This window comes from Pseudomonas sp. R1-15 (assembly GCF_051132085.1).
GTDB lineage: Bacteria > Pseudomonadota > Gammaproteobacteria > Pseudomonadales > Pseudomonadaceae > Aquipseudomonas.
Genome location: NZ_CP071660.1, coordinates 3155919 through 3175723, shown reverse-complemented (window position 1 = coordinate 3175723; position 19805 = coordinate 3155919). Strand labels below are relative to the sequence as shown.

The window sequence follows — 19805 nt, the reverse complement described above, 5'->3', positions numbered from 1 at the left end:
CGCCCCGACTCCTGAGTACCGCCATGAGCCTATCCCCAAGCGCGACAAGCCCGTCCGCTGTCATCGCTCCAACCCTCGCTTCCAGTACCGCAACAACCGCGACGCGCCTGCTCGCCATCGATGCCTTGCGGGGTTTTGTCATGTTGCTGATGCTGGTCGACCACGTCCGCGAAACCTTCCTGCTGCACCGCCAGGTCACTGACCCGATCGATGCATTGAGCGTGACCCCGGACCTGTTTTTCACTCGTTTGCTCAGTACGCTCTGTGCGCCAGTGTTCATCTTCCTTACCGGTTTGTCGGCCTGGCTCTACAGCCAGAAACACACCGCCAGCGAGACTTCGGTGTTCCTGCTCAAGCGTGGTCTGTTCCTGGTATTCCTGGAGCTCACCTTCGTCTGTTTCGCCTGGAACGCCGAGTTTCCGCCGAAGACTCTGTGGCTGCAGGTCATCTGGTGCATCGGCATCTGCATGATCGCCCTGGCGGCGTTGCTGCACTTCAAACGCAGCTGGCTGATCGTGCTGGGCGTGGCCGTCGTTGCCGGGCATAACCTGCTGGATGGTGTGGTGCTGGGGCCGGACTCGCCGTTTTTTGTGCCGTGGTCGATTCTTCATCAGCGGTCGTTCATCGAGATCACCGAGTTCACCCGGGCACGCACCACCTACCCGGTGTTGCCATGGATCGGCGTGATCCTGCTGGGTTGGGCGATCGGGCCATGGTTCGGCAAGGACATCGAAGCGGCCACGCGAGTGCGGCGCCTGCTCAAGGTCGGCATCGGCTTGCTGGTGGCGTTCATGTTTATCCGTTATCTCAACGTCTACGGTGACAAACCCTGGGTCCAGACCGGAGATGCACTGCGCACCGTCATGAGTTTCATGAGCGCGACCAAGTACCCGCCGTCACTGATGTTCCTGATGCCGACGCTGGCGGTGGGCCTGATCCTGCTGGCGCTTTTCGAAAAAGCCCAGGAGAAGGGCGGCATCGCGATTCTGGCCATTTATGGCGGCGCGCCGATGTTCTTCTACCTGCTGCACCTGTACGTGCTGAAGGCCATGTATCTGGTGGCAGTGTTTATCTGGGGCACCAATCAGGGCGCTTATTTCGGCTTCGATCACTTGCCGATGGTCTGGTTGTGGAGCGTGTTGTTGAGCGTCGTCCTGTTTTTTCCAACGCGTTGGTTCGCAGCGTTGAAACAACGTCGGCGCGACATCGCGATCCTCAAGTACCTCTGATTTCGGGGCAAAGCGCGTATCCACTGCGCGCAACCGAGCCATTAAAACGCCGTCATTTGGTCGGCGTTTTTACCTCGAATGCAAAAATGCGCTTCGGTCTGCTTATTTCCTTCTGTAAACTCCCCCGCTGCGACAATCGGGCACGGCCTTGGCAGGCCCGATCCAGACCGTTTTGCAGTGTCCCTCACCCAGCTGAAGCCAAGACCTACAAGAAGTCAGCGCCGGAGAGACATAAATGTGAGGCCGATATTGCTCGGCCCCTGTAGGTCCTTCCTCCAGTCCATCGATCCCCGCCCGCTGGCCATGCCGGCATGGGTGCGGACCCTGCTCGAACAGGATTGGGGGACGGAATGGCGTTCCACCCTAGGGATACACACATGTTGAAGAAAACACATACGGCGCTGCTGGGCCTGGCGATGGCGATGGGTCTTGCGACCACGCACGCCGCCGAGCCGAAAAAAGTGGATGTCTTGCTCATTGGCGGCGGCATCATGAGTTCGACCCTCGGCGTCTGGCTCAATGAGCTGGAGCCGGGCTGGACCATGGAAATGGTCGAGCGCCTGGACGGTGTTGCCGAAGAGAGCTCCAATGGCTGGAACAACGCCGGTACCGGGCACTCCGCCCTGGCCGAGTTGAACTACACGCCGGAAGACAAGAACGGCAAGGTCGACATCTCCAAGGCTATCGAAATCAACGAAGCCTTCCAGATTTCCCGTCAGTTCTGGTCCTGGCAGGTCAAGAACGGCGTGCTGAAGAACCCGCGCTCGTTCATCAACTCCACACCGCACATGAGTTTCCTGTGGGGTGACGAGAACATCGCATTCCTGAAGAAGCGCTACGACGCTCTCCAGGCCAGCCCGCTGTTCGCCGGCATGCAGTATTCCGAAGACCCTGCGCAGATCAGCAAGTGGGTTCCGCTGATGATGCAAGGGCGTGACCCGAGCCAAAAAGTCGCGGCCACCTGGAGCCCGCTGGGTACTGACGTGAACTTCGGCGAAATCACCCGCCAGTTCGCTGCCCACCTGCAAACCAGGCCGAACTTCTCGCTCAAGCTGTCCAGCGAAGTGGAAAACATCACTCGCAACGAGGATGGTTCCTGGCGCGTTTCGTACAAGAACCTGAAAGACGGTACCGAAACCGAGACCGACGCCAAGTTCGTGTTCATCGGTGCCGGTGGCGGCGCGCTGCACCTGCTGCAGATGTCGGACATTCCGGAAGCTCGTGAATACGCCGGTTTCCCGGTGGGCGGTTCGTTCCTGGTAACCGAAAACCCGACCGTCGCCCAGATGCACCTGGCCAAGGCGTACGGCAAGGCTTCGGTTGGCGCGCCACCGATGTCGGTTCCGCACCTGGACACCCGCGTGCTCGACGGCAAGCGCGTGATCCTGTTTGGCCCATTCGCCACGTTCTCCACCAAGTTCCTGAAGAACGGTTCGTACTTCGACCTGCTGACCAGCACCACGACCCACAACGTGTGGCCGATGACCAAGGTCGGTATCGAACAGTACCCACTGGTTGAATACCTTGCCGGCCAGCTGATGCTGTCGGATGAGGACCGCTTCAACGCGCTGAAGGAATACTTCCCGGACGCCAAGCAGGAAGACTGGCGCCTGTGGCAAGCCGGCCAGCGCGTGCAGATCATCAAGCGTGACGAAGAGAAGGGCGGCGTGCTGAAACTCGGTACCGAAGTCGTCGCTTCCCAGGACGGCAGCATCGCCGGTCTGCTGGGTGCCTCGCCAGGCGCCTCGACCGCTGCACCGATCATGCTGAGCGTGCTTGAGAAGGTCTTCAAGGACAAGGTAGCCACCCCGGCCTGGCAGGAAAAACTGCGCCAGATCGTACCGAGCTACGGCACCAAGCTGAACGACAATCCTGAGCGTGTCGCACAGGAATGGGCCTACACCAGCGAAGTCCTGCAACTGGACCCGCCACCGGCTATCGGCAAGCCAGGCACCGCGGTAGCACCGGCCCAACCGGCTGCTCCTCGCGAGGCCAACCCAGCGGCCGACATGGCGCTGTAAACCGGACGCTGTCTGGTGAGGTACAAAAACGCCGCTCATTGAGCGGCGTTTTCATTTGCAGGCTCGCCCCCCCTGTGGGAGCGCCTGCTCGCGAAAGCGTTGTGTCAGTTTGCTTAAATGCCGAATGTGCTGCCGTCTTCGCGAGCAGGCTCGCTCCCACAGGGATCAGTGGTGAGGCTCGACCTCGTGGGCGCCCCGAAACCGCGCATCAAAATCCTCGGCCAACTGCGCCAGGGTAATGCTGCCCAGACGCTTGAGCAGCAACGCCTGGGCCTCGTCGAAGGCGTCCGTCAGCGCCGCATTCACCGCTTGTTCCACCAGGCATTGCGGGTGGTCGGTCGACAGGCCAAGCGCAAAGATCGATGTGCTGCCCAACGCTTGATGAATATCCAGCAGCGTCATCTCCGAGAGCGGCTTGGCCAGGGCCCAACCACCTCGATGGCCTTTTTCCGACGTGACGTAACCCTGTTCCTTGAGCAATGCCATGGTCCGGCGCACGACCACCGGGTTGGTGCCGAGCATCTGCGCGAGGGTGTCGGAGGTGGCGGATTGCTGGTGGCGCTCCATGTGGATCAATACATGGAGCATGCGGGACAGGCGTGTGTCGTTTCTCATCGGGTTGACAGATTCCATGACTGGGGCGGGGATGAGTATTACCCGTAATCGCAAAAGTTACGAGACTGTTGACAGTGGCTTTTCAAGAAACTTACGATGTGTCGAGACTTGCCGTGCCATCGAAACCACTCTTGGAGATCGCCCATGGAATACGACGTCATCATTACAGGCGGCAGCTATGCCGGTATGTCCGCGGGTCTGCAACTGGCCCGCGCCCGGCGCAAGGTGCTGGTGATCGACGCGGGTGAGCGTCGCAACCGCTTCGCCGCGACATCCCATGGTTTTCTCGGGCAGGACGGTCGTGCCCCAGGCGATATAGCTGGCGACGCCCATGTTCAGCTCATGGCGTACCCGACAGTTGAATGGGTTCGCGACACCGCGACCCAAGCCAGCAGGGATGCCGAAGCTTTTATTGTCGAGACCGCAAACGGCCTGCGTTACCGTTCTCGCCGGCTGTTGCTGGCCACAGGCGTGATTGATGACTTGCCCGACGTGCACGGGCTGACTGAGCGCTGGGGCAAAAGCGTCTTCCATTGCCCGTATTGCCACGGCTACGAGTTGGACCAAGGGCCGATCGGCGTTCTCGCAACCTCGCCGATGTCACTGCACCACGCCCAGATGCTGCCCGACTGGGGGCCGACGACGTTCTTCACCAATGGCGTGCTGGAGCTTGATCCGGAGCAACAAGCGAGCCTCGATCAGCGTGGCGTCACCGTGGTGACCGAGCGAGTGGCGCGTATCGAAGGCGAGCGGGCCGACGTGGTACTGGTCAACGGTCGGGTGGTCGCCATCGACGGCCTGTTCGTCTTGCCGCGTACGCGGGTTGCCAGTCCACTCGCGGCAGCCCTGGGCTGCGCGTTTGAAGAGGGTCCGCTTGGCGCGTTCATCCAAAGCGACGCGATGACCCGGGAAACCAGCGTGCCGGGCATATTTGCCTGCGGCGATGCGGCCATGCCGTTCGGCTCGGTCGCGCTGGCCGTTGGCGATGGGGTGAGGGCGGGCTCCGGGGTACATCGGTCGCTGATCTTTCAAGCCCACCCTTGAGTTTCACACTTGAACAGCCCCGGTTGCCACGGCAAAGGCGAGCATTACCAGGCTGACGCCCCAGGCCCAGAAAAACGTGTAGGCCATGTGCTTGCGTAATTCTACGCCGGACAGTGCCAGGGCCAGATACACGCTGGGTACCACCGGGCTGATTGAGAAGCCGGTGTTCTCACCGATCAGCATGGCCCGGGCCACCGCTTCGAGAGGAACGCCAGCGGCGATGGCGACGTCCTTGATCACTGGCAGCAGGGCGAAATAGTAGGCGTCCGGCGAGAAGATCATTCCAAGGGGGACGCCGAAGAACCCGACAATCACATGCAGGTATTGGGCAGCACCGGCGGGCAGGATGTCGATCAGCGCCAAGGCCATGCCGTCTGACATCTTCGCTCCGGAGAGCACGCCCAGCAGCACGGCGGCGGCCATCATCACCAGAACCATCTGCAACGCATCGGACGCGTGGGCCTTGAGGCGTTCGGCCTGGGCGTCGAGGGATGGGAAGTTCAAGGGCAGGGCGATGCCCAATCCCACCATGAAACAGGCGTACAGCGGAAAGATACCGGTGAACAGGCACAGCAGAATGCCGCCGGTCAGGGCCACATTCAGCCAGTAGCGCAGCTGCCGGGGAGACAGACTGAATTCGCGGCTTTGCATTTGCAGGTCGTCCATGTCACGCGTCGCGGCCGCGCCCAGCGACATCGGTTGGCGCCGCTGGGCGCGCGACCCCAGTATTGTCGCCACCCCGAGCATGCACACCAGGCCCACCATCTGCACCGGCAGCAACCCCAGCCACAGCTCAGTGGCATCGAGCCCCGACACGGCAGCGGCCCGCGCAGTCGTCCCGCCCCAGGGCACCATGTTGATGACCCCGGCCGTGGTACCCACCAGGCACAACAGCATCGTCGGGCTCATGTTCAGGCGCTTGTACAAGGGCAGCAGTGCCGGGATCGTCAGCAGGAACGTCGCGGCGCCGACGCCATCCAGATGCACCACTGAAGTCACCAGAACGGTAACCAGCGCCACCGCCAGGGGCTTGCCGCCCGTGCTGCGGATCAACAGGTTGACCAGCGGATCGAACAAGCCACGGTCGCGCATGATGCCGAAGAACAGGATGGCAAACAGAAACAGCGCGGCGGTCGGCGCGACGGTGACCAGGCCGGCCTTGATGAACTCGCCGATCTGCGCGAGATTGAAGCCGGCGAGCAGGCAGACGACCACGGGAAGGGTGGTGAACGCCACCACCGGACTGATCCGGCGCAGCAATATCAGCCCGATAATGGCAAGCATCATCAGGAAACCCAGGGTTGTAATCATGTTGCAGCCTCTCTTTTTATTGTTGTCGGATGGTGATTTGGGCGGCGAGTCGGTCAGTCTTCCGGTCCCGGCAGGCGCAAGGCCAGGAGCAGGTAGCTCAGGCTTTTCCCATGGCGGTCGAGACCGCAGCTTCGATTCACGCCGCCTTCCAGGGCGTCCTCGAGCACAAAGTTCAACGCCTTCAGGTTCGGCAGTTCATAGCGATGCACCTTGGAGGGCTGGCGCGTCGCGAACTGCTCGGCGACGCGCTCGCAGGTCAGCACCCGGAGCAGCCAGGGATAATGGGCCGGGTCGTGGGGAAATACCGCGATGCTGAGGATGTTGCCTTTATCGCCGGCACGGGCGTGGGCGAAGTCGGCGAGGGTTACCAGGCTCATCAGTACCACTCCAGGGCTGTATGGATTTCATCACGCGGCAGCAGGAAGCTGCGGGTGGTAACGGCTTCCGCGAGGTGGCGCCGGACGCCACCGCCGCCAGCCGGTCCGTTGGTGTAGAGCGACTCGACTTCTGCCAGGAGGGTTTCGAGCAGCGATCGGTCGGTGTGGGTCAGGCCGATACGCACCCGCACGTCCTCCAGCAAAGGCGCCTGGGCCAGTTGTTCTTGCAGATAACGGCCACCCTGGTCGTTGAACAGGCTGGCGACTCCCGACAGGTCGATCCAGGGCTGTACACCAGGCGCCAAACGATCGAAACGCTGCAGCAGGATGTCGCGCGCCAGGGCGGCACGCGCCACGGCACCGGGGCCTGCATAGGAAATCTCGGCCTCGCCGAACCAGAGTCCGCGCATACCCGCCAGGCCCTTGAGGGTGTCGGGGCGCGGATGGCCGATCACGCCAGTGACTTCCACCCGGTCGTTTCCCAGGTCCTGTACGTGGGCCGCGCCCAGATCCAGCACGACGTCCGGCGTCAGATAACGTCGCGGGTCATGGACTTCGTAAAGCAATTGCTCCTTGACGGTCTGCTCGCTGACTCGTCCGCCGCTGTTGCGCGTCTTGCCGATGATCAAGCGGCCGTCCTGGTGAATTTCGGCGATCGGGCAGCCAAGGTTGGCCGGATCCGGGATGTCCTTCATTCCGGGATGGGCGAAATAGCCGCCGGTGACCTGGGCGCAGCATTCCAGCAGGTGTCCGGCGGCGGTCGCGACGGCCATTTTTTGCCAATCGTCGGCCTTCCAACCCAACCCATGGCGGATCGCGCCTACCGCCAGGGACGGATCCGCAACCCGGCCGCACAGCACGATGCCAGCGCCCTCGGCCAGTGCCAAGGCGATGCCGTCGGCCCCGGTGTAGACGTTCACCGAAACAGGCTGTTCATCGGTACTCGACGACAGCCATTGTTCATAGCGCGGAGGCGTTTCTTCGAGCAGGTCGTCGCCCAGTACGCAGGCGATTTTCAGCGCCGGGAAACGGCCGGCCAATTCGTCGCGCAACCGTTGCGCGGCGGCCCTGGGGTTGGCTGCGCCGCCGTTGGTGATGATCGCAATGCCGGCTTCGATGCAAATGTCCAGCATGGGTTCGAGGAAGTCGAAGAGGCGCGCGGAGTAGCCCGACCGTGGATCGAGGCGCTTGCGCAATTGCGCCTCGGCGAGGGTCCGTTCAGCCAGCAGCTCCAGCATGATGTAGCGCTGGCCGCTGCGTTGCGCCAGGTCCTGGGCCAGGCGTAGCGCGGCGTCGGGCCGATCATTGGCAAAACCTGCGCCACACCCGACGAGAATTGTTTTTGTCATGTTCGTGTTCCACTGAAGGGTGGCCCCATAGTGGAGAGACAGAATTAATCTGTGAATTTTAAAGATAGAATCAATTGATCCAGTAATTTTATGAGCCGGTCATGAACGTTTCTTTCCGACAGCTTCGAGCCTTCATCCTCATCGCCGAGACTTCAAGCTTCACCCGCACCGCGGAACAGCTGCATCTGTCACAACCGGCGCTGAGCTACAGCATCCGCAAACTGGAAGAGAGCATGGGGTTGCAGCTGCTTGCGCGTAATACCCGCAGCGTCGAGTTGACGCCAGCCGGCGAGCATTTCCTGCCCCAGGCCAGGCGCATGCTGCGGGACATGGACGATGCCGTGCGCGATGCTCGCGACACCTTGAGCCTGAGTCGCGGCACGCTTCGGCTCGCGGCCTTGCCCACGGCTGCCGCGTCGTTTCTGCCGATCGCCATGGCTGCTTTCCAGCGTGAAAACCCCGGTGTGACGGTGAGCCTGCTGGATGGCCGCGCCGGAGAGATTCTCGGCTGGGTACAGCGCGGCGAGGTAGACGCCGGCATCAGTTCGCTGCCTGACGACCTGTCCGGACTGAGCTTCGAGCGCCTGTTGGATGACAATCTGGTACTGCTGAGCCACAGGCGCTCGCAGGGTGACGGCCAGGATGAGTGGACGCACCAGCCCTACATTGCCCTGACGCCTGACACGAGCATCCGGCCTTTGGCTGACGCGGCGCTGCGCTATTTGAACGTGGATGCAATCCCAGCCTGGGAGGTGGCGCATATGAGCACGGCCACGGCGCTGGTACGTGAGGGGCTGGGATTCTCTTTGTTGCCGGCCAGTTGCACGGCGGTGTTCAACATCGGCGAACAGTGCGCTGTAACCCCGATCGATCAGCCGGCCAAGCGCTCGATCGGGCTGTTGCAGCGCAAGCCGGTGGCACAATCGCCGTCGTTGAGCCAGTTCATGGGACATCTGCGGCGGGTTTTGCGGGGGGGTGAGGCGGGCGCTTGATGTGGGGCCGTCTGCCGCCTTCGCGAGCAGGCTCGCTCCCACATTGATTGCGGCGCACGCGGGTTCTTCGTTCACCCGGACCCTTTGTGGGAGCGAGCCTGCTCGCGAAGGCGCAAGCCCGGTCAGCACCGGTCATTGAGTACCGAACATTGCCGTCCAGTAGATCCCCGCATCACTTTTCGGGTCCACCGCATACCCGGCTCCCAGTTCGCGAAATTGCGGGTTCATCAGGTTGGCGCAATGCCCGGGGCTGGCCAGCCAGCCGTCCACCACCTTCAAAGCCGTGTCTTGCCCGGCGGCGATGTTTTCGCCGATGGCCTGGCCCAGGTAGCCGGCCAGTTCGGCGCGGTCGCCGGGCGTGCGGCCATCGCGGTCCTTGTGGTCGAAAAAGTTGTTGTTGGCCATGGCGCGCGTGTGATTTACCGCCGCCAGGGCCAGGGTGGCGTTCCAGGCCAGCGGAGTGGTCGCGGTGTAGGCCTCGGTGCCGCAGCGGCGCGGTTGCGCGCGGGCGCTGTTGATGAGTTTGAGCAGTTTCTGGCCCTCGGCTTGCCAATCGCCCAGTCGCGCCGACAACAGCGGGCGAGCCAGGACGATGCGCCATTCGCGGTCCAGTCGGCTGACACCGACGTCAATGAACTGCGGGTCCAGCACGACCTGGCAGAAACTTTCCTGCACGGCCTTCATCGCCGCTTGCGCGTCGCGCGGCCCGGACAGGCTGATCGCTTGCACGTTGACCATCGGATAGGCCGCCCGGGCCAACGCCTGTTGCAGATCGCCGATGCCATTGGCCGACAGGATCAACCGCGAATCCATCGCCAGCGGCGGCAGCTCCAGGGACGCCTGGCCGGCGCAGCTCTGGGACTGGCTGCGGTAGAGGTTGATGGACTCGACCAGTTTCGTCTCTTCGGTGGCTACCGCACTGACGGCGAACGTCAGCCCCAGCGACAGCGCGGCAAGACGCATGGCGGAAAAAATGGCACGCATGTAAATCTCCCTTGAGCGGACGGCGCCTATGATGCGCAATTTTTGCCCCGCTGGGGCAACGGTATTCACGCTCTTTTGAAATCCCAGGGACGGCACCGTTTGGTACCGTTCGGGACGCTCCTCACGTAGTGGGATCAATTTTCAGGCGAATAGGTCCATTTTCATCGTCTTATTTCCGGCTCGCCACATCCAGACACGCAACCGCATTCGACAAATCCTCGCTGAATCTGCGTTCATGCCCAGTGTCGAAATTGTGAGCCGGCAATCAAGCGCGGCTCGTCATTGAACAGAACCGCGACCATGCACGAGAAAACCTACGAACTGCTGGAAGTCGCCAACGGCAAGCCCATCAAACTCTGGACCCAGGGCGTGCCGGTGGAGGCCGAAGCTCGCCAGCAATTGCTGAACACGGCAAAAATGCCATTCATTTTCAAACACCTGGCGGTGATGCCCGATGTGCACCTGGGCAAGGGCTCGACCATCGGCAGTGTCATCCCCACCGTAGGCGCGATCATTCCGGCGGCGGTGGGGGTGGATATTGGTTGCGGCATGATCGCCGCGCGCACTTCGCTCGATGCCGCCGATTTGCCGGACAGCCTCCAGGCCCTGCGCAGCGCTATCGAAAAAGCCGTGCCCCATGGGCGCAGTCTCAGCCATGGCGGACGCGACAAGGGCGCCTGGAGCAATGTCCCACGCGAGGCTGACCAGGCGTGGGTCGCGCTGGCCGCGCGCTTCAAGGCGATTACCGACAAATACCCGAAGCTGGCCCGGACCAACAACCGGCAGCATCTGGGTACGCTGGGCAGCGGTAATCATTTCATTGAAGTGTGCCTGGATGAGGCCAACCGGGTCTGGTTCATGTTGCACAGCGGCTCCCGGGGCGTGGGCAATGCCATCGGCAATCTGTTCATCCAGTTGGCCCAGGCCGACATGCGCCAGCACCTCGCCAATCTGCCGGACCGTGACCTGGCCTACTTCGAGGAGGGCAGCCGGCATTTCGACGATTATGTCGAAGCGGTGGGCTGGGCCCAGGATTTCGCCCGGCAGAATCGGGCTTTGATGATGGACGCGGTGATACGCGCCGCCCGGCAGGTCATCGGCAAACCGTTCGAAGTGGCGCTGGAAGCGGTGAATTGTCATCACAACTATGTGCAGAAAGAGCGACACTTCGGACACGACGTACTGGTAACACGCAAGGGCGCGGTGTCGGCCAGGAAAGGCGAGTTGGGTATCATCCCCGGTTCGATGGGCGCCAGGAGTTTTATCGTGCGCGGCCTGGGCAACGAGCAATCGTTTTGTTCGTGTAGCCACGGTGCCGGCCGGGTCATGAGCCGGACCGAGGCGAAAAGGCGTTTCAGCGTCGAGGATCAGGTCCGCGCGACCGCCCATGTGGAATGCCGGAAAGACGCTGCGGTGATTGACGAAATTCCGATGGCATACAAAGACATAGACAAGGTAATGCATGCACAACGTGAACTTGTCGAAGTGCTGCATACGCTGCGTCAGGTCGTGTGCGTGAAAGGTTAGCGGAGCCAGCATGTTGAGCATTGTCGAGCAGGCAGCCAGTGAAGCGTTGCGCCAGCGAATGGAGGCGGCCGGTTGTGCTTTCGAATTCCTGGTACTTGCTCCCGAGGCGGATGCAGTCGTCGATCAGTCGCTGCACCGCCAGGCCGTGGACCGGCTGTTCCAGTACATCGAGGCGCAATGGCTTGAGCGTGATCGCCAACTGCGCCTTGATCCGCGCTATGCCGATATCGCCCCACCGAGCATGCACTGGGACCTGAGCAAGGCCGTTCCCAAGGCGCTGGGTCAGGACCAGGTCATTCGGCTCATGCGCACGGGAAAGACTGAACGCAACCCGCAAGCCTATGCCTTGTACGACGCGTTCTGCGAGCCGCCCTACAGCACCCGCTTCGTCAACGACACGCCCCAGGCGCTGTTCAAAGAGTGGCTTGAACTGCTCGGGCTTGTGCCGGATAGCGGCGTGGTGGTGCTGGATTGGGTCGACAACTTCAACTTCAACGCAATGGCCAGCGACGAGCCCGATCCCGCCCTGGATCCCTGGAGCGACTATTTCGCTGATGGCCTGGAGTGGTGGGGCGTGTGGTGCCTGAGCATCTGGAATCCCGAGCGCCGGACCCTGGGTGTGCTGACGGCGAGCACCACGGATTGAGTGCTTCCAGCGCCGGCCAGTATTGGACTGACAAAAAACCGTGGCGAGGGAGCTTGCTCCCGCTCGGCTGCGCAGCAGTCGCAAAGAGGCTACTGCGGTCTGCCTGAAGAAATGCAGGGGCCTGCTGCGCAGGCCAGCGGGAGCAAGCTCCCTCGCCACGGGGTTTGTGGCCGATGTCTTCGCGAGCAGGCTCGCTCCCACTGAGCCTGTTTTACTCGTCGATATTGCGTTGGTGTTTCTTCAATCGGTAGGCGAACTGCGCCCGGCTCAAGCCCAGCGACCTGGCTGCCGCCGCCAGGTTGCCGCTGTTCAGTTGCAGGGCTTCGTTGATCAGGCGCGACTCCAGGCCATCGATGGAGAAGTCCGCGTCCCATTGGCTCAGGGACGGCAACAACGGCGCCTTCGCCGTGGCGTCGCTCGCGGCCGGCGCCAATGACGTGAGCCCGCCATTGCCGTCCACCGAATACGCATCCGCCGGCAATCGCTCGTCGCGAAACAGATGCACCAGATCAATGGCCTGGCCTTCTTCACTGGCAATCAAGCCGCGCTCGATGAGGTTCTGCAGTTCCCGCACGTTGCCTGGGAAGTCGTAGCGCAGCAGCATCTTCAAGGCGCGCATGGTCAGGCCCACCGGTGTACGACCGTATTCCCGGCAGAAGCGCTTGAGAAAGGCATTGATCAGCAACGGTATGTCATCGCGGCGATCGCGTAAGGGCGGGAGGGCAATGGGATAGACGTTGAGCCGGTAGAACAGGTCTTCGCGAAACTCGCCTTGCGCCACGGCTTTGCGCAGATCGAGGTTGGTCGCCGCGACCACTCGCACGTCGACCTTGATGGCATGGCCGCCACCGACCCGCTCGATTTCGCGCTTCTGCAACGCGCGCAAAAGCTTGCCTTGGCCGGCCAGGCTCAGGCAGGTGATTTCATCGAGGAACAACGTACCGCCATCGGCCCGCTCGAAACGGCCGGGGCGTGAATGGGTGGCGCCGGTATAGGCACCGCGCTCTACGCCGAACAGCTCGGCTTCGATCAGGTTGTCCGGTATCGCCGCGCAGTTGAGGGCGATGAACGGCCCCTGGCGGCGCCGGCTCAGTTGGTGCAACTGACGGGCGAACATTTCCTTGCCCACGCCAGACTCGCCGGTGACCAGCACGGTGGCCGGTGTCAAGGCGACCCGCTGCAGAGCCAGCGTCGCCGCGTTGAACGCCGCACTGGCGCCAATCAGCGGTTGTTCGCTGTCAGGCAGGGGATCACTGGCAGCCATTGGGTCGGGCCTGGCGCCGGACGACAAAGGCGCCGCCGGCTGTGAGGCATTCAGGTAGCTCAGGTCGCGCTCGTTATCGCCCCATTGTTCGGCGGTCTTGCCGACGACACGACAGCGCTCATGCCCCATGCCCCGGCATTCCACTTCGCGAAAGACCACCAGTTGCCCGAACAACCCGCTGACGAAGCCGATCGCATAACCCAGCTCGGTCCAGCACACCGGATCCTGCCCGGTGCCATAGGCGGCGATATGTTCGTCGGCTTCGCAGGAGTGGTGCCAGAGAAATTCCCCCTCGTAGAACCCCGATTCCGCATCGAACTTGAAATGCAGCGGCTCGACCTTGGTCATGCCTTCGAGGGTATGCAGGTGCGTGCCTGCGCGAAACACCGCGGCAGCGTCGGCGTGGGGCCAGCGTTCACGAATCAGCCGGGCGTCCCGGGCGCCGGAGCAATAGCCGGTGCGGGTGAGCATGCCCCGGGCCTGCTCCAGTCCCTGGCGCTCGATGATTTCTCGACGCAACGCGCCGAACGACGAACTGTGCAGCAACAACATGCGTTGGTCGTTGAGCCAGATACGCCCGTCATCGGGGGAGAAAAACAGGCAGTTGGTCAGTTCTGCCGGGGTTGGCGAGCTGCTGTCGCTCAGTTCCTTGCTATCGCCGCGTGGACGAAAAGGCTCGGCAGCGATCCGCTCCGGCAGCGGACAGTGGGGATTATTCATTGTTATTGCCCCTGATGGTGGTAGTCGAAATGAACACCTGGCCAGATAGTTATTAAGCATAACTTTATCAAATGAACAAGTGGCGATCGGCCAGCGGCTGGTTCGACGCCAGCGACGTTGCCCTTTGCTAGCCGGGGAGCCTTGATCCAGAGCCTTGCGACAAGTTTGTGCAGGACCGCGGGTGAATTCGGCACACGGCTTGCTCAGCCACTCCTACGGCGTTTGCGCCAGCGTCGGCAAGGCGTGGCAAACGATGACAACAACAAAGAGCCGGGAGCTTTAAATGTCTGCATCCGAAAACCACTTGCTAGCCCAGGTGATCGCGTCCGAATGTGTCTTCAACGGGAACTGGGTGCCTGCCTCGGGCCCGTTGCTGACTATCATCGAGCCGGCCACCGGTGAGGCGCTGATGCGCAGTGCTTCGGCCGATGCGGCCGATATCGCCAAGGCCAGTCGCGATGCGGCCCTGGCGCAACCGGCCTGGGCTGTCCTCGGTCCACGGGAACGGGCGGCGATCTTTCGCAAGGCGGCTGACGTCGCCGAACGCTCCTTCGCGGAACTGGCGCTGTATGTCGCACGGGAAACCGGCGCGGCATTGTTCAAGGGCCAACACGAGGTGCGCGAGGCGATCGTGCTGTTGCATCAGGCCGCCGGCATGCTGTCTCAAGCCCATGGCGTGGTGCTGCCCAGCGAGGCCGGGCGCCTGTCTTATGCGCGGCGCTTGCCCCATGGGGTGATCGGCGTGATCTCACCGTTCAACTTCCCGCTGGTATTGTCGATGCGCTCCGTGGCACCGGCCCTGGCGGCGGGCAATGCGGTGGTGCTCAAGCCGGATCCGCAAACGCCGGTCAGTGGCGGTTTTCTGATTGCCCGTCTCTTCGAAGCCGCAGGCCTGCCCAAGGGCTTGTTGCAGGTATTGCCCGGTGCGGCCGACGCCGGGGAAGCGCTGTGCCGTGATCCCAACGTGAAGATGATCGCCTTCACCGGTTCCACCGGCGCCGGTCGCAAGGTGGCCGAAGTGGCCGGGCGCAACCTCAAGAAAGTCGCGCTGGAGCTGGGCGGCAAAAACCCGTTGATCGTCCTCGAAGACGCCGACCTGGACCTCGCCGCCCGCAATGCCGCCTGGGGCGCCTGGTTGCATCAGGGGCAGATCTGCATGGCCACCGGGTTGATCCTCGCCCATGAGTCGATTGCTCAGGCGCTCATTCAGAAACTGGTGGATAAGGCCCGGGCGTTGACCGTCGGCAACGCCGCCCGCGAGGAAGCCGCGCTCGGACCGTTGATCAACCAACGCCAGTTGCAGCGCGTCCACGACATCGTCAATGACAGCGTGCGCGCCGGGGCGAGGCTGGAAACCGGCGGAAACTACGACCGTCTGTTTTATCAACCGACCGTGCTCAGCGGCGTGAAGCCGGGCATGCGTGCCTTCGAGGATGAAGTCTTCGGTCCGGTGGCGAGCGTGGTCAGTTTCGCCAGCGACGAGGAAGCCATCGAGCTGGCCAATCGCAGCGAGTACGGCCTGTCGGCGGCGGTCATTTCACCGTCGGTGGGCCGGGCCATGGCCATTGGGGAGCGGTTGATGTGCGGCATGCTGCACATCAACGACCAGACTGTCGCCGACGAGTGCATCAACCCGTTCGGTGGGCGCGGTGCTTCGGGCAATGGCGGCAGCGTCGGCGGTCCGGCGGACTGGGACGAGTACACCCAGTGGCAGTGGGTCACGGTCAAGGACAAGGCGCCTGTCTATCCGTTCTGACCGGTCGGTTTCAACGGGGCAGATAAAAATAACAAGAGGACTCAACATGAAACTCGACAACAAGATTGTGCTGGTGACCGGCGTCTCGTCGGGCATCGGTGCCGCCACGGCGAGCCTGCTGCGTGCCCACGGCGCCCAGGTGATCGGCGTGGACCTCAAGGCGCCGCACCAGACCCTGGACGGTTTTGTGCAGGGCGACCTGAGCAGCGCCGAGAACATCGACCGCCTGCTGCCGCAGCTACCCGCACGGTTCGATAGCCTGTGCAATATTGCCGGCGTGCCGGGAACCGCCAATCCGCAACTGCTGGCGCGGGTCAACTACCTCGGGTTGCGCCACTTCAGCCAGGCGTTGCTGCCACGCATCAATGCGGGCGGCAGCATCGTCAATATCGCCTCGATCCTTGGCGCCGAATGGCCGCTACGCGTAGAGCAGCACAAGGCGCTGGCGCGCAGCGAAGGGTTTGCCGCCGGGCAAGCCTGGCTGGCTGACCACCCGGTGCCGGACCAGACCTGCTACCAGTATTTCAAGGAAGCCTTGATCGTCTGGACCTACCTGCAGGCCCAACCCTGGTTCCTGGAGCATTCGGTGCGCATGAACAGTGTCGCGCCGGGGCCGGTCTTCACGCCCATCCTCGACGACTTCGTGAGCATGCTCGGCGAGGCCCGGACCCAGGCCGATGCCCATCGCATGAAACGTCCCGCCTACGCCGATGAGGTAGCGGCGGTGATCGCCTTCCTGTGTGCCGACGAGTCGCGCTGGATCAACGGCGTCAACCTGCCCGTCGATGGTGGATTGGCCTCCACCTACGTCTGAGAACCCAAGCCGCCACCCGAGCGGGTTGCGGCAAAGCCATGCCAAACAATAACAATAATGAGAGCACCCCATGGACAACCTCAAAGACAGCTTTGGTTTCAAGCATTGCGCGCTATTCCTGGCGCTTTGCAGCAGCGGTGTGATGGGCGAGAGGGCCGAGGCCATGCAAATGGACCTGGGCGACTCCGACTGGAAACTGCGCTGGGATAACACCATCAAGTACAGCCAGGCCTGGCGCCTGCACGGACAGGACAGCCGTCTGGTCAACGCACCGACCGCCAACGGCCTGTACCCCTCGATCCAGAGCCAGGGCGACAAGAATTTCAGTCGCGGGCTGGTCTCCAACCGTCTCGACCTGTTTTCCGAAATGGACCTCAGCCGGCAAAACTACGGGCTGCGGGTCAGCGGCGCGGCCTGGTACGACGATATCTACAACCAGGACACCGACAGCAGCGAGCAGCCACATTTCCCCAGCGAAACCCGCGAACTGCATGGCCGCGACGCAGAGATTCTCGACGCCTTCGTGTTCCTGCGCGGAGACCTCGGGGATGACTCCCAAGGCGTGGCGCGTCTTGGACGCCACAGCCTGATCTACGGCGAAAGCCTGTTCTACGGCGGCAACGGCATTGCCAATGCCCAGGGGCCGACCGATGTGGTCAAGTTGCTCAGCGTGCCGGGCACACAGTTCAAGGAGATCCTGCGGCCGGTCAATCAGATTTCCGGGCAGTTGCAGATCAACCCGCAGCTGTCGGTGGGCGCCTACTATCAGTTCGAGTGGGAACGTTCCAACCTGCCCGGCGCCGGTAGCTACCTGAGCGACGCCGACGCCATCGGTTACGGCAGCGGTCCGCTGCGTGAGGTATTCGGCAACGACACGGTGAATGGCGGCGACCTGAAACCGCGCAATTCGGGGCAGGGCGGTATGCAGATCCGCTTCAAGCCGGCCGGCACAGAGCTGGAGCTGGGTTTCTACGCGGCCCAGTATCACGACAAGGCGCCGATCGGCTTGTATGCCTACCTGGACGGTCCGGCGGCTGCGGCCAGCGGACTGCCGATCCTCGGCTCCTATCGCCAGGTCTACGCCGAAGACATCAAGACCGCCGGCGTCAGCTTTTCTACCGCTTACGGTCCGTTCAACTTTGCTGGTGAATCGTCGGTGCGCTGGAACGCGCCGCTGGTGAGCAACCTGCAAGTAGTGACCCCCGGTATGCAGGCCGATGGCGGCGACGATGCGCTGTTCGCCCGAGGCAAGACCGCGCACGTCAATCTGTCGGCGATCTACCTGCTATCGCCCAGCGCTTTCTGGGACGGCGGCTCGGCCCTGGCCGAGCTGGCCTGGAACCGCACCCTGAGCGTGACCGAGAACGCAGCGGCGCTGGATTCCAATACCACCCGGGATGCCACGGCGTTGCGAGTATTGATGGAACCGGCGTACTTCCAGATCGTCGACGGGATCGACCTCACCGTGCCGGTCGGCATGGGGATCGTGCTTGATGGACGTTCATCGGCAGTGAACAAATCCGGCTTCGGCAATACCCATTCCGGCGACTGGAGCGTCGGCCTCAAAGCCACCTACCTGCAGCGCTGGGATGTCGGCCTCAATTACGTGAACTTCTTCGGCGCACCCAAGGCCGGGCTGCGCGAGGACGGCAATTTCAGTTACGGCCAGTCGTTGGCCGACCGCGACTTCGTCTCGCTCTATGTGAAAACCTCATTCTAACAAGGTGGATTCGCCATGCAGAACACAGCATTCCTGAACACCTGCGTCCTCGCCCTTGCCCTGGCCGGCATGAGCCTGGCGCAGGCGGCGGTATCGCCTGAGCAGGCCGCGCGGTTGAAAACCGATCTGACCCCCTTCGGTGGTGAGCGCGCCGGCAACGCCGATGGCAGCATCCCGGCCTGGCAGGGCGGTTATACCCAGGTCGCGCCCGGCTACAAAGCGGGCGACAAGCGCCCTGATCCATTTGCCGGCGACAAACCGCTGTACTCGATCAAGGCGTCGAACATGACGCAGTACGCCGGCCAACTGGCCGAGGGCACCCAGCTGCTGCTGAAGAAATATCCGGACTATCGCCTGGATGTGTACCCGACTCATCGCTCGGCCGCCGCGCCGCAATGGGTGTACGACAACACCAGCAAGAATGCCACGCGCGCCGCACTGGACGTGGACAGCGAAAAAGTCTCCAACGCCTATGGCGGCATCCCGTTCCCGATCCCTGAGAACGGTGCGCAGGTGCTGTGGAACTATCGGTTGTCCTGGCAGGGCGGCGACACCATCAGCTCGCCGTTCGATACCTGGCTGATGACCGCCGGTGGCAAGAAAGTCCAGGCGACCCGGGCCCAGTACACCTACCAGTTTCCCTACTACGTCGAAGGCGGCAGCCCGGAAAACTATTCGGGCAAGTACCTGCTGGGCAAGCTGTTCACCGAATTGCCCTCGTCCAAGGCCGGCGAGGGCCTGATGACCCATTGGGACCTGGACCCGGCCAATCGTGCGGCCTGGCAGTACCTGGTCGGTCAACGCCGGGTTCGTCGTGCACCGAACATTGCCTATGACACACCGGACTTCGTCACCTCCGGCGTCGGCCTGTTCGACGAGGCGTTCATGCTGTTCGGGCCGACCGATCGTTATGACCTCAAGCTGGTGGGCAAAAAAGAACTGATCGTCCCCTACAACAATAACCGCGCCGCGCTGGCCAAGAGCGACGAGCTGGTCAAGGTCGGCTTCCTCAATCCTGACCTGGTGCGCTGGGAAAAACATCGGGTCTGGGTCGTCGAGGCCACGCTCAAGTCTGGCAAGCGCCATGTCGTGCCGCGTCGCACTTACTACGTCGACGAAGACTCCTGGCAGATCCTGATGGCCGACGGTTATGACGCCCAGGGCAAGCTCGGTCGGCAAATGTATTCGCTGACGCTGCTGGCACCGGACCTGCCGGCCCTTACCGCACAGGTCATGTGGGGCAGCTACAACCTCGATACCGGGGCCTACTTCCTCAATTCGTCGAGCAACGACCTGACAGTCCAATACCAGAAGGTCGCGAAGCCTTCAGCGTCCTATTTCACGCCGGATGCCATGGCCAACGAAAACATGCGTTGAACCAGCGGTGGCCGTGACGAGGGAGTTCGGCGCGGCCACTGACGATTTTCCAGGCGGGA

Annotated in this window: 16 protein-coding genes; 10 read left to right on the top strand and 6 right to left on the bottom strand. The window is 62.5% G+C overall.

The annotated features are described in order from the left end of the window. Window positions 1-23 precede the first annotated feature (23 nt). Window positions 24-1229 carry a DUF1624 domain-containing protein gene (locus tag J3P97_RS14290; protein ID WP_434672016.1) on the top strand — a complete coding sequence of 402 codons (1206 nt, stop codon included), beginning with the start codon at window positions 24-26 and terminating at the stop codon, window positions 1227-1229. A 377-nt stretch (window positions 1230-1606) separates the two neighbouring features. Next, entirely contained in the window at window positions 1607-3250 is a 1644-nt protein-coding gene (mqo, locus tag J3P97_RS14285; RefSeq protein ID WP_434630826.1) for a malate dehydrogenase (quinone), read from the top strand. Window positions 3251-3415: 165 nt separating this feature from the next. Here mqo and J3P97_RS14280 read toward each other — a convergent pair whose 3' ends face one another. Further along, window positions 3416-3865, bottom strand: a complete 450-nt coding sequence (locus J3P97_RS14280) for an Rrf2 family transcriptional regulator (protein ID WP_434600869.1) — start codon at window positions 3863-3865, stop codon at window positions 3416-3418. Window positions 3866-4009: 144 nt separating this feature from the next. On the opposite strand from J3P97_RS14280, the gene J3P97_RS14275 reads away from it, so the two are divergent. Next, a complete protein-coding gene (locus tag J3P97_RS14275) occupies window positions 4010-4909 on the top strand; it encodes an NAD(P)/FAD-dependent oxidoreductase (RefSeq protein WP_434672015.1) in 900 nt (299 codons plus the stop codon). Between the two features lie 3 nt (window positions 4910-4912). Here J3P97_RS14275 and J3P97_RS14270 read toward each other — a convergent pair whose 3' ends face one another. From J3P97_RS14270 to J3P97_RS14260, 3 genes are read right to left on the bottom strand one after another with little or no spacing between them, the layout of a single operon-like run. Continuing rightward, window positions 4913-6220 carry a CitMHS family transporter gene (locus J3P97_RS14270; RefSeq protein WP_434574031.1) on the bottom strand — a complete coding sequence of 436 codons (1308 nt, stop codon included), beginning with the start codon at window positions 6218-6220 and terminating at the stop codon, window positions 4913-4915. A 53-nt stretch (window positions 6221-6273) separates the two neighbouring features. Further along, a complete protein-coding gene (locus J3P97_RS14265; protein ID WP_434672014.1) occupies window positions 6274-6597 on the bottom strand; it encodes an AtuA-related protein in 324 nt (107 codons plus the stop codon). Next, complete coding sequence (locus J3P97_RS14260; protein WP_434672013.1) at window positions 6597-7946, bottom strand: acyclic terpene utilization AtuA family protein; 1350 nt, start codon at window positions 7944-7946, stop codon at window positions 6597-6599. The genes J3P97_RS14265 and J3P97_RS14260 overlap by 1 nt, the downstream gene beginning before the upstream one ends. Window positions 7947-8047: 101 nt before the next feature. On the opposite strand from J3P97_RS14260, the gene J3P97_RS14255 reads away from it, so the two are divergent. Then, window positions 8048-8938: a LysR family transcriptional regulator gene (locus J3P97_RS14255; protein ID WP_434672012.1), complete on the top strand. Its 891-nt coding sequence runs from the start codon at window positions 8048-8050 to the stop codon at window positions 8936-8938. Between the two features lie 132 nt (window positions 8939-9070). On the opposite strand, the gene J3P97_RS14250 is transcribed toward J3P97_RS14255, so the two are convergent. Beyond that, window positions 9071-9922, bottom strand: a complete 852-nt coding sequence (locus J3P97_RS14250; RefSeq protein ID WP_434672011.1) for a CAP domain-containing protein — start codon at window positions 9920-9922, stop codon at window positions 9071-9073. 300 nt (window positions 9923-10222) lie between these two features. Between J3P97_RS14250 and J3P97_RS14245 the strand changes: the two genes are divergently transcribed. Both J3P97_RS14245 and J3P97_RS14240 read left to right on the top strand, forming a co-directional pair. Next, window positions 10223-11449 (top strand): RtcB family protein, encoded by a 1227-nt coding sequence (locus tag J3P97_RS14245; RefSeq protein ID WP_434672010.1) that lies wholly within the window; start codon window positions 10223-10225, stop codon window positions 11447-11449. A gap of 10 nt (window positions 11450-11459) precedes the next feature. Continuing rightward, window positions 11460-12095: a hypothetical protein gene (locus J3P97_RS14240; protein ID WP_434672009.1), complete on the top strand. Its 636-nt coding sequence runs from the start codon at window positions 11460-11462 to the stop codon at window positions 12093-12095. A gap of 211 nt (window positions 12096-12306) precedes the next feature. Here the strand turns inward: J3P97_RS14240 and J3P97_RS14235 are convergent, their stop codons facing one another. Next, window positions 12307-14079: a sigma 54-interacting transcriptional regulator gene (locus tag J3P97_RS14235; RefSeq protein ID WP_434672008.1), complete on the bottom strand. Its 1773-nt coding sequence runs from the start codon at window positions 14077-14079 to the stop codon at window positions 12307-12309. A gap of 283 nt (window positions 14080-14362) precedes the next feature. Here J3P97_RS14235 and J3P97_RS14230 point away from each other — a divergent pair, with 283 nt between their 5' ends. The 4 genes from J3P97_RS14230 to J3P97_RS14215 all read left to right on the top strand — a co-directional run bounded on the left by J3P97_RS14230 (window position 14363) and on the right by J3P97_RS14215 (window position 19746). Continuing rightward, complete coding sequence (locus tag J3P97_RS14230; RefSeq protein WP_434672007.1) at window positions 14363-15835, top strand: benzaldehyde dehydrogenase; 1473 nt, start codon at window positions 14363-14365, stop codon at window positions 15833-15835. Between the two features lie 46 nt (window positions 15836-15881). After that, a complete protein-coding gene (locus J3P97_RS14225) occupies window positions 15882-16649 on the top strand; it encodes a coniferyl-alcohol dehydrogenase (RefSeq protein ID WP_434672006.1) in 768 nt (255 codons plus the stop codon). A gap of 70 nt (window positions 16650-16719) precedes the next feature. After that, the gene (locus J3P97_RS14220; RefSeq protein WP_434672005.1) at window positions 16720-18369 is read left to right on the top strand and encodes a DUF1302 domain-containing protein; all 1650 of its coding nucleotides are present in this window, start codon (window positions 16720-16722) and stop codon (window positions 18367-18369) included. Window positions 18370-18384: 15 nt separating this feature from the next. Then, window positions 18385-19746 (top strand): DUF1329 domain-containing protein, encoded by a 1362-nt coding sequence (locus tag J3P97_RS14215; protein ID WP_434672004.1) that lies wholly within the window; start codon window positions 18385-18387, stop codon window positions 19744-19746. Window positions 19747-19805: the final 59 nt, after the last annotated feature.

Bases quoted from the DNA above. Each gene is read 5' to 3' on its own strand.
- J3P97_RS14240 (WP_434672009.1), top strand. From the start codon at position 11,460: ATGTTGAGCATTGTCGAGCAGGCAGCCAGTGAAGCGTTGCGCCAGCGA.
- J3P97_RS14280 (WP_434600869.1), bottom strand. From the start codon at position 3,865: ATGAGAAACGACACACGCCTGTCCCGCATGCTCCATGTATTGATCCAC.
- J3P97_RS14225 (WP_434672006.1), top strand. From the start codon at position 15,882: ATGAAACTCGACAACAAGATTGTGCTGGTGACCGGCGTCTCGTCGGGC.
- J3P97_RS14230 (WP_434672007.1), top strand. From the start codon at position 14,363: ATGTCTGCATCCGAAAACCACTTGCTAGCCCAGGTGATCGCGTCCGAA.
- J3P97_RS14250 (WP_434672011.1), bottom strand. From the start codon at position 9,922: ATGCGTGCCATTTTTTCCGCCATGCGTCTTGCCGCGCTGTCGCTGGGG.
- J3P97_RS14290 (WP_434672016.1), top strand. From the start codon at position 24: ATGAGCCTATCCCCAAGCGCGACAAGCCCGTCCGCTGTCATCGCTCCA.
- J3P97_RS14275 (WP_434672015.1), top strand. From the start codon at position 4,010: ATGGAATACGACGTCATCATTACAGGCGGCAGCTATGCCGGTATGTCC.
- J3P97_RS14265 (WP_434672014.1), bottom strand. From the start codon at position 6,597: ATGAGCCTGGTAACCCTCGCCGACTTCGCCCACGCCCGTGCCGGCGAT.
- J3P97_RS14270 (WP_434574031.1), bottom strand. From the start codon at position 6,220: ATGATTACAACCCTGGGTTTCCTGATGATGCTTGCCATTATCGGGCTG.
- J3P97_RS14255 (WP_434672012.1), top strand. From the start codon at position 8,048: ATGAACGTTTCTTTCCGACAGCTTCGAGCCTTCATCCTCATCGCCGAG.
- J3P97_RS14235 (WP_434672008.1), bottom strand. From the start codon at position 14,079: ATGAATAATCCCCACTGTCCGCTGCCGGAGCGGATCGCTGCCGAGCCT.
- J3P97_RS14260 (WP_434672013.1), bottom strand. From the start codon at position 7,946: ATGACAAAAACAATTCTCGTCGGGTGTGGCGCAGGTTTTGCCAATGAT.
- J3P97_RS14220 (WP_434672005.1), top strand. From the start codon at position 16,720: ATGGACAACCTCAAAGACAGCTTTGGTTTCAAGCATTGCGCGCTATTC.
- J3P97_RS14215 (WP_434672004.1), top strand. From the start codon at position 18,385: ATGCAGAACACAGCATTCCTGAACACCTGCGTCCTCGCCCTTGCCCTG.
- mqo (WP_434630826.1), top strand. From the start codon at position 1,607: ATGTTGAAGAAAACACATACGGCGCTGCTGGGCCTGGCGATGGCGATG.
- J3P97_RS14245 (WP_434672010.1), top strand. From the start codon at position 10,223: ATGCACGAGAAAACCTACGAACTGCTGGAAGTCGCCAACGGCAAGCCC.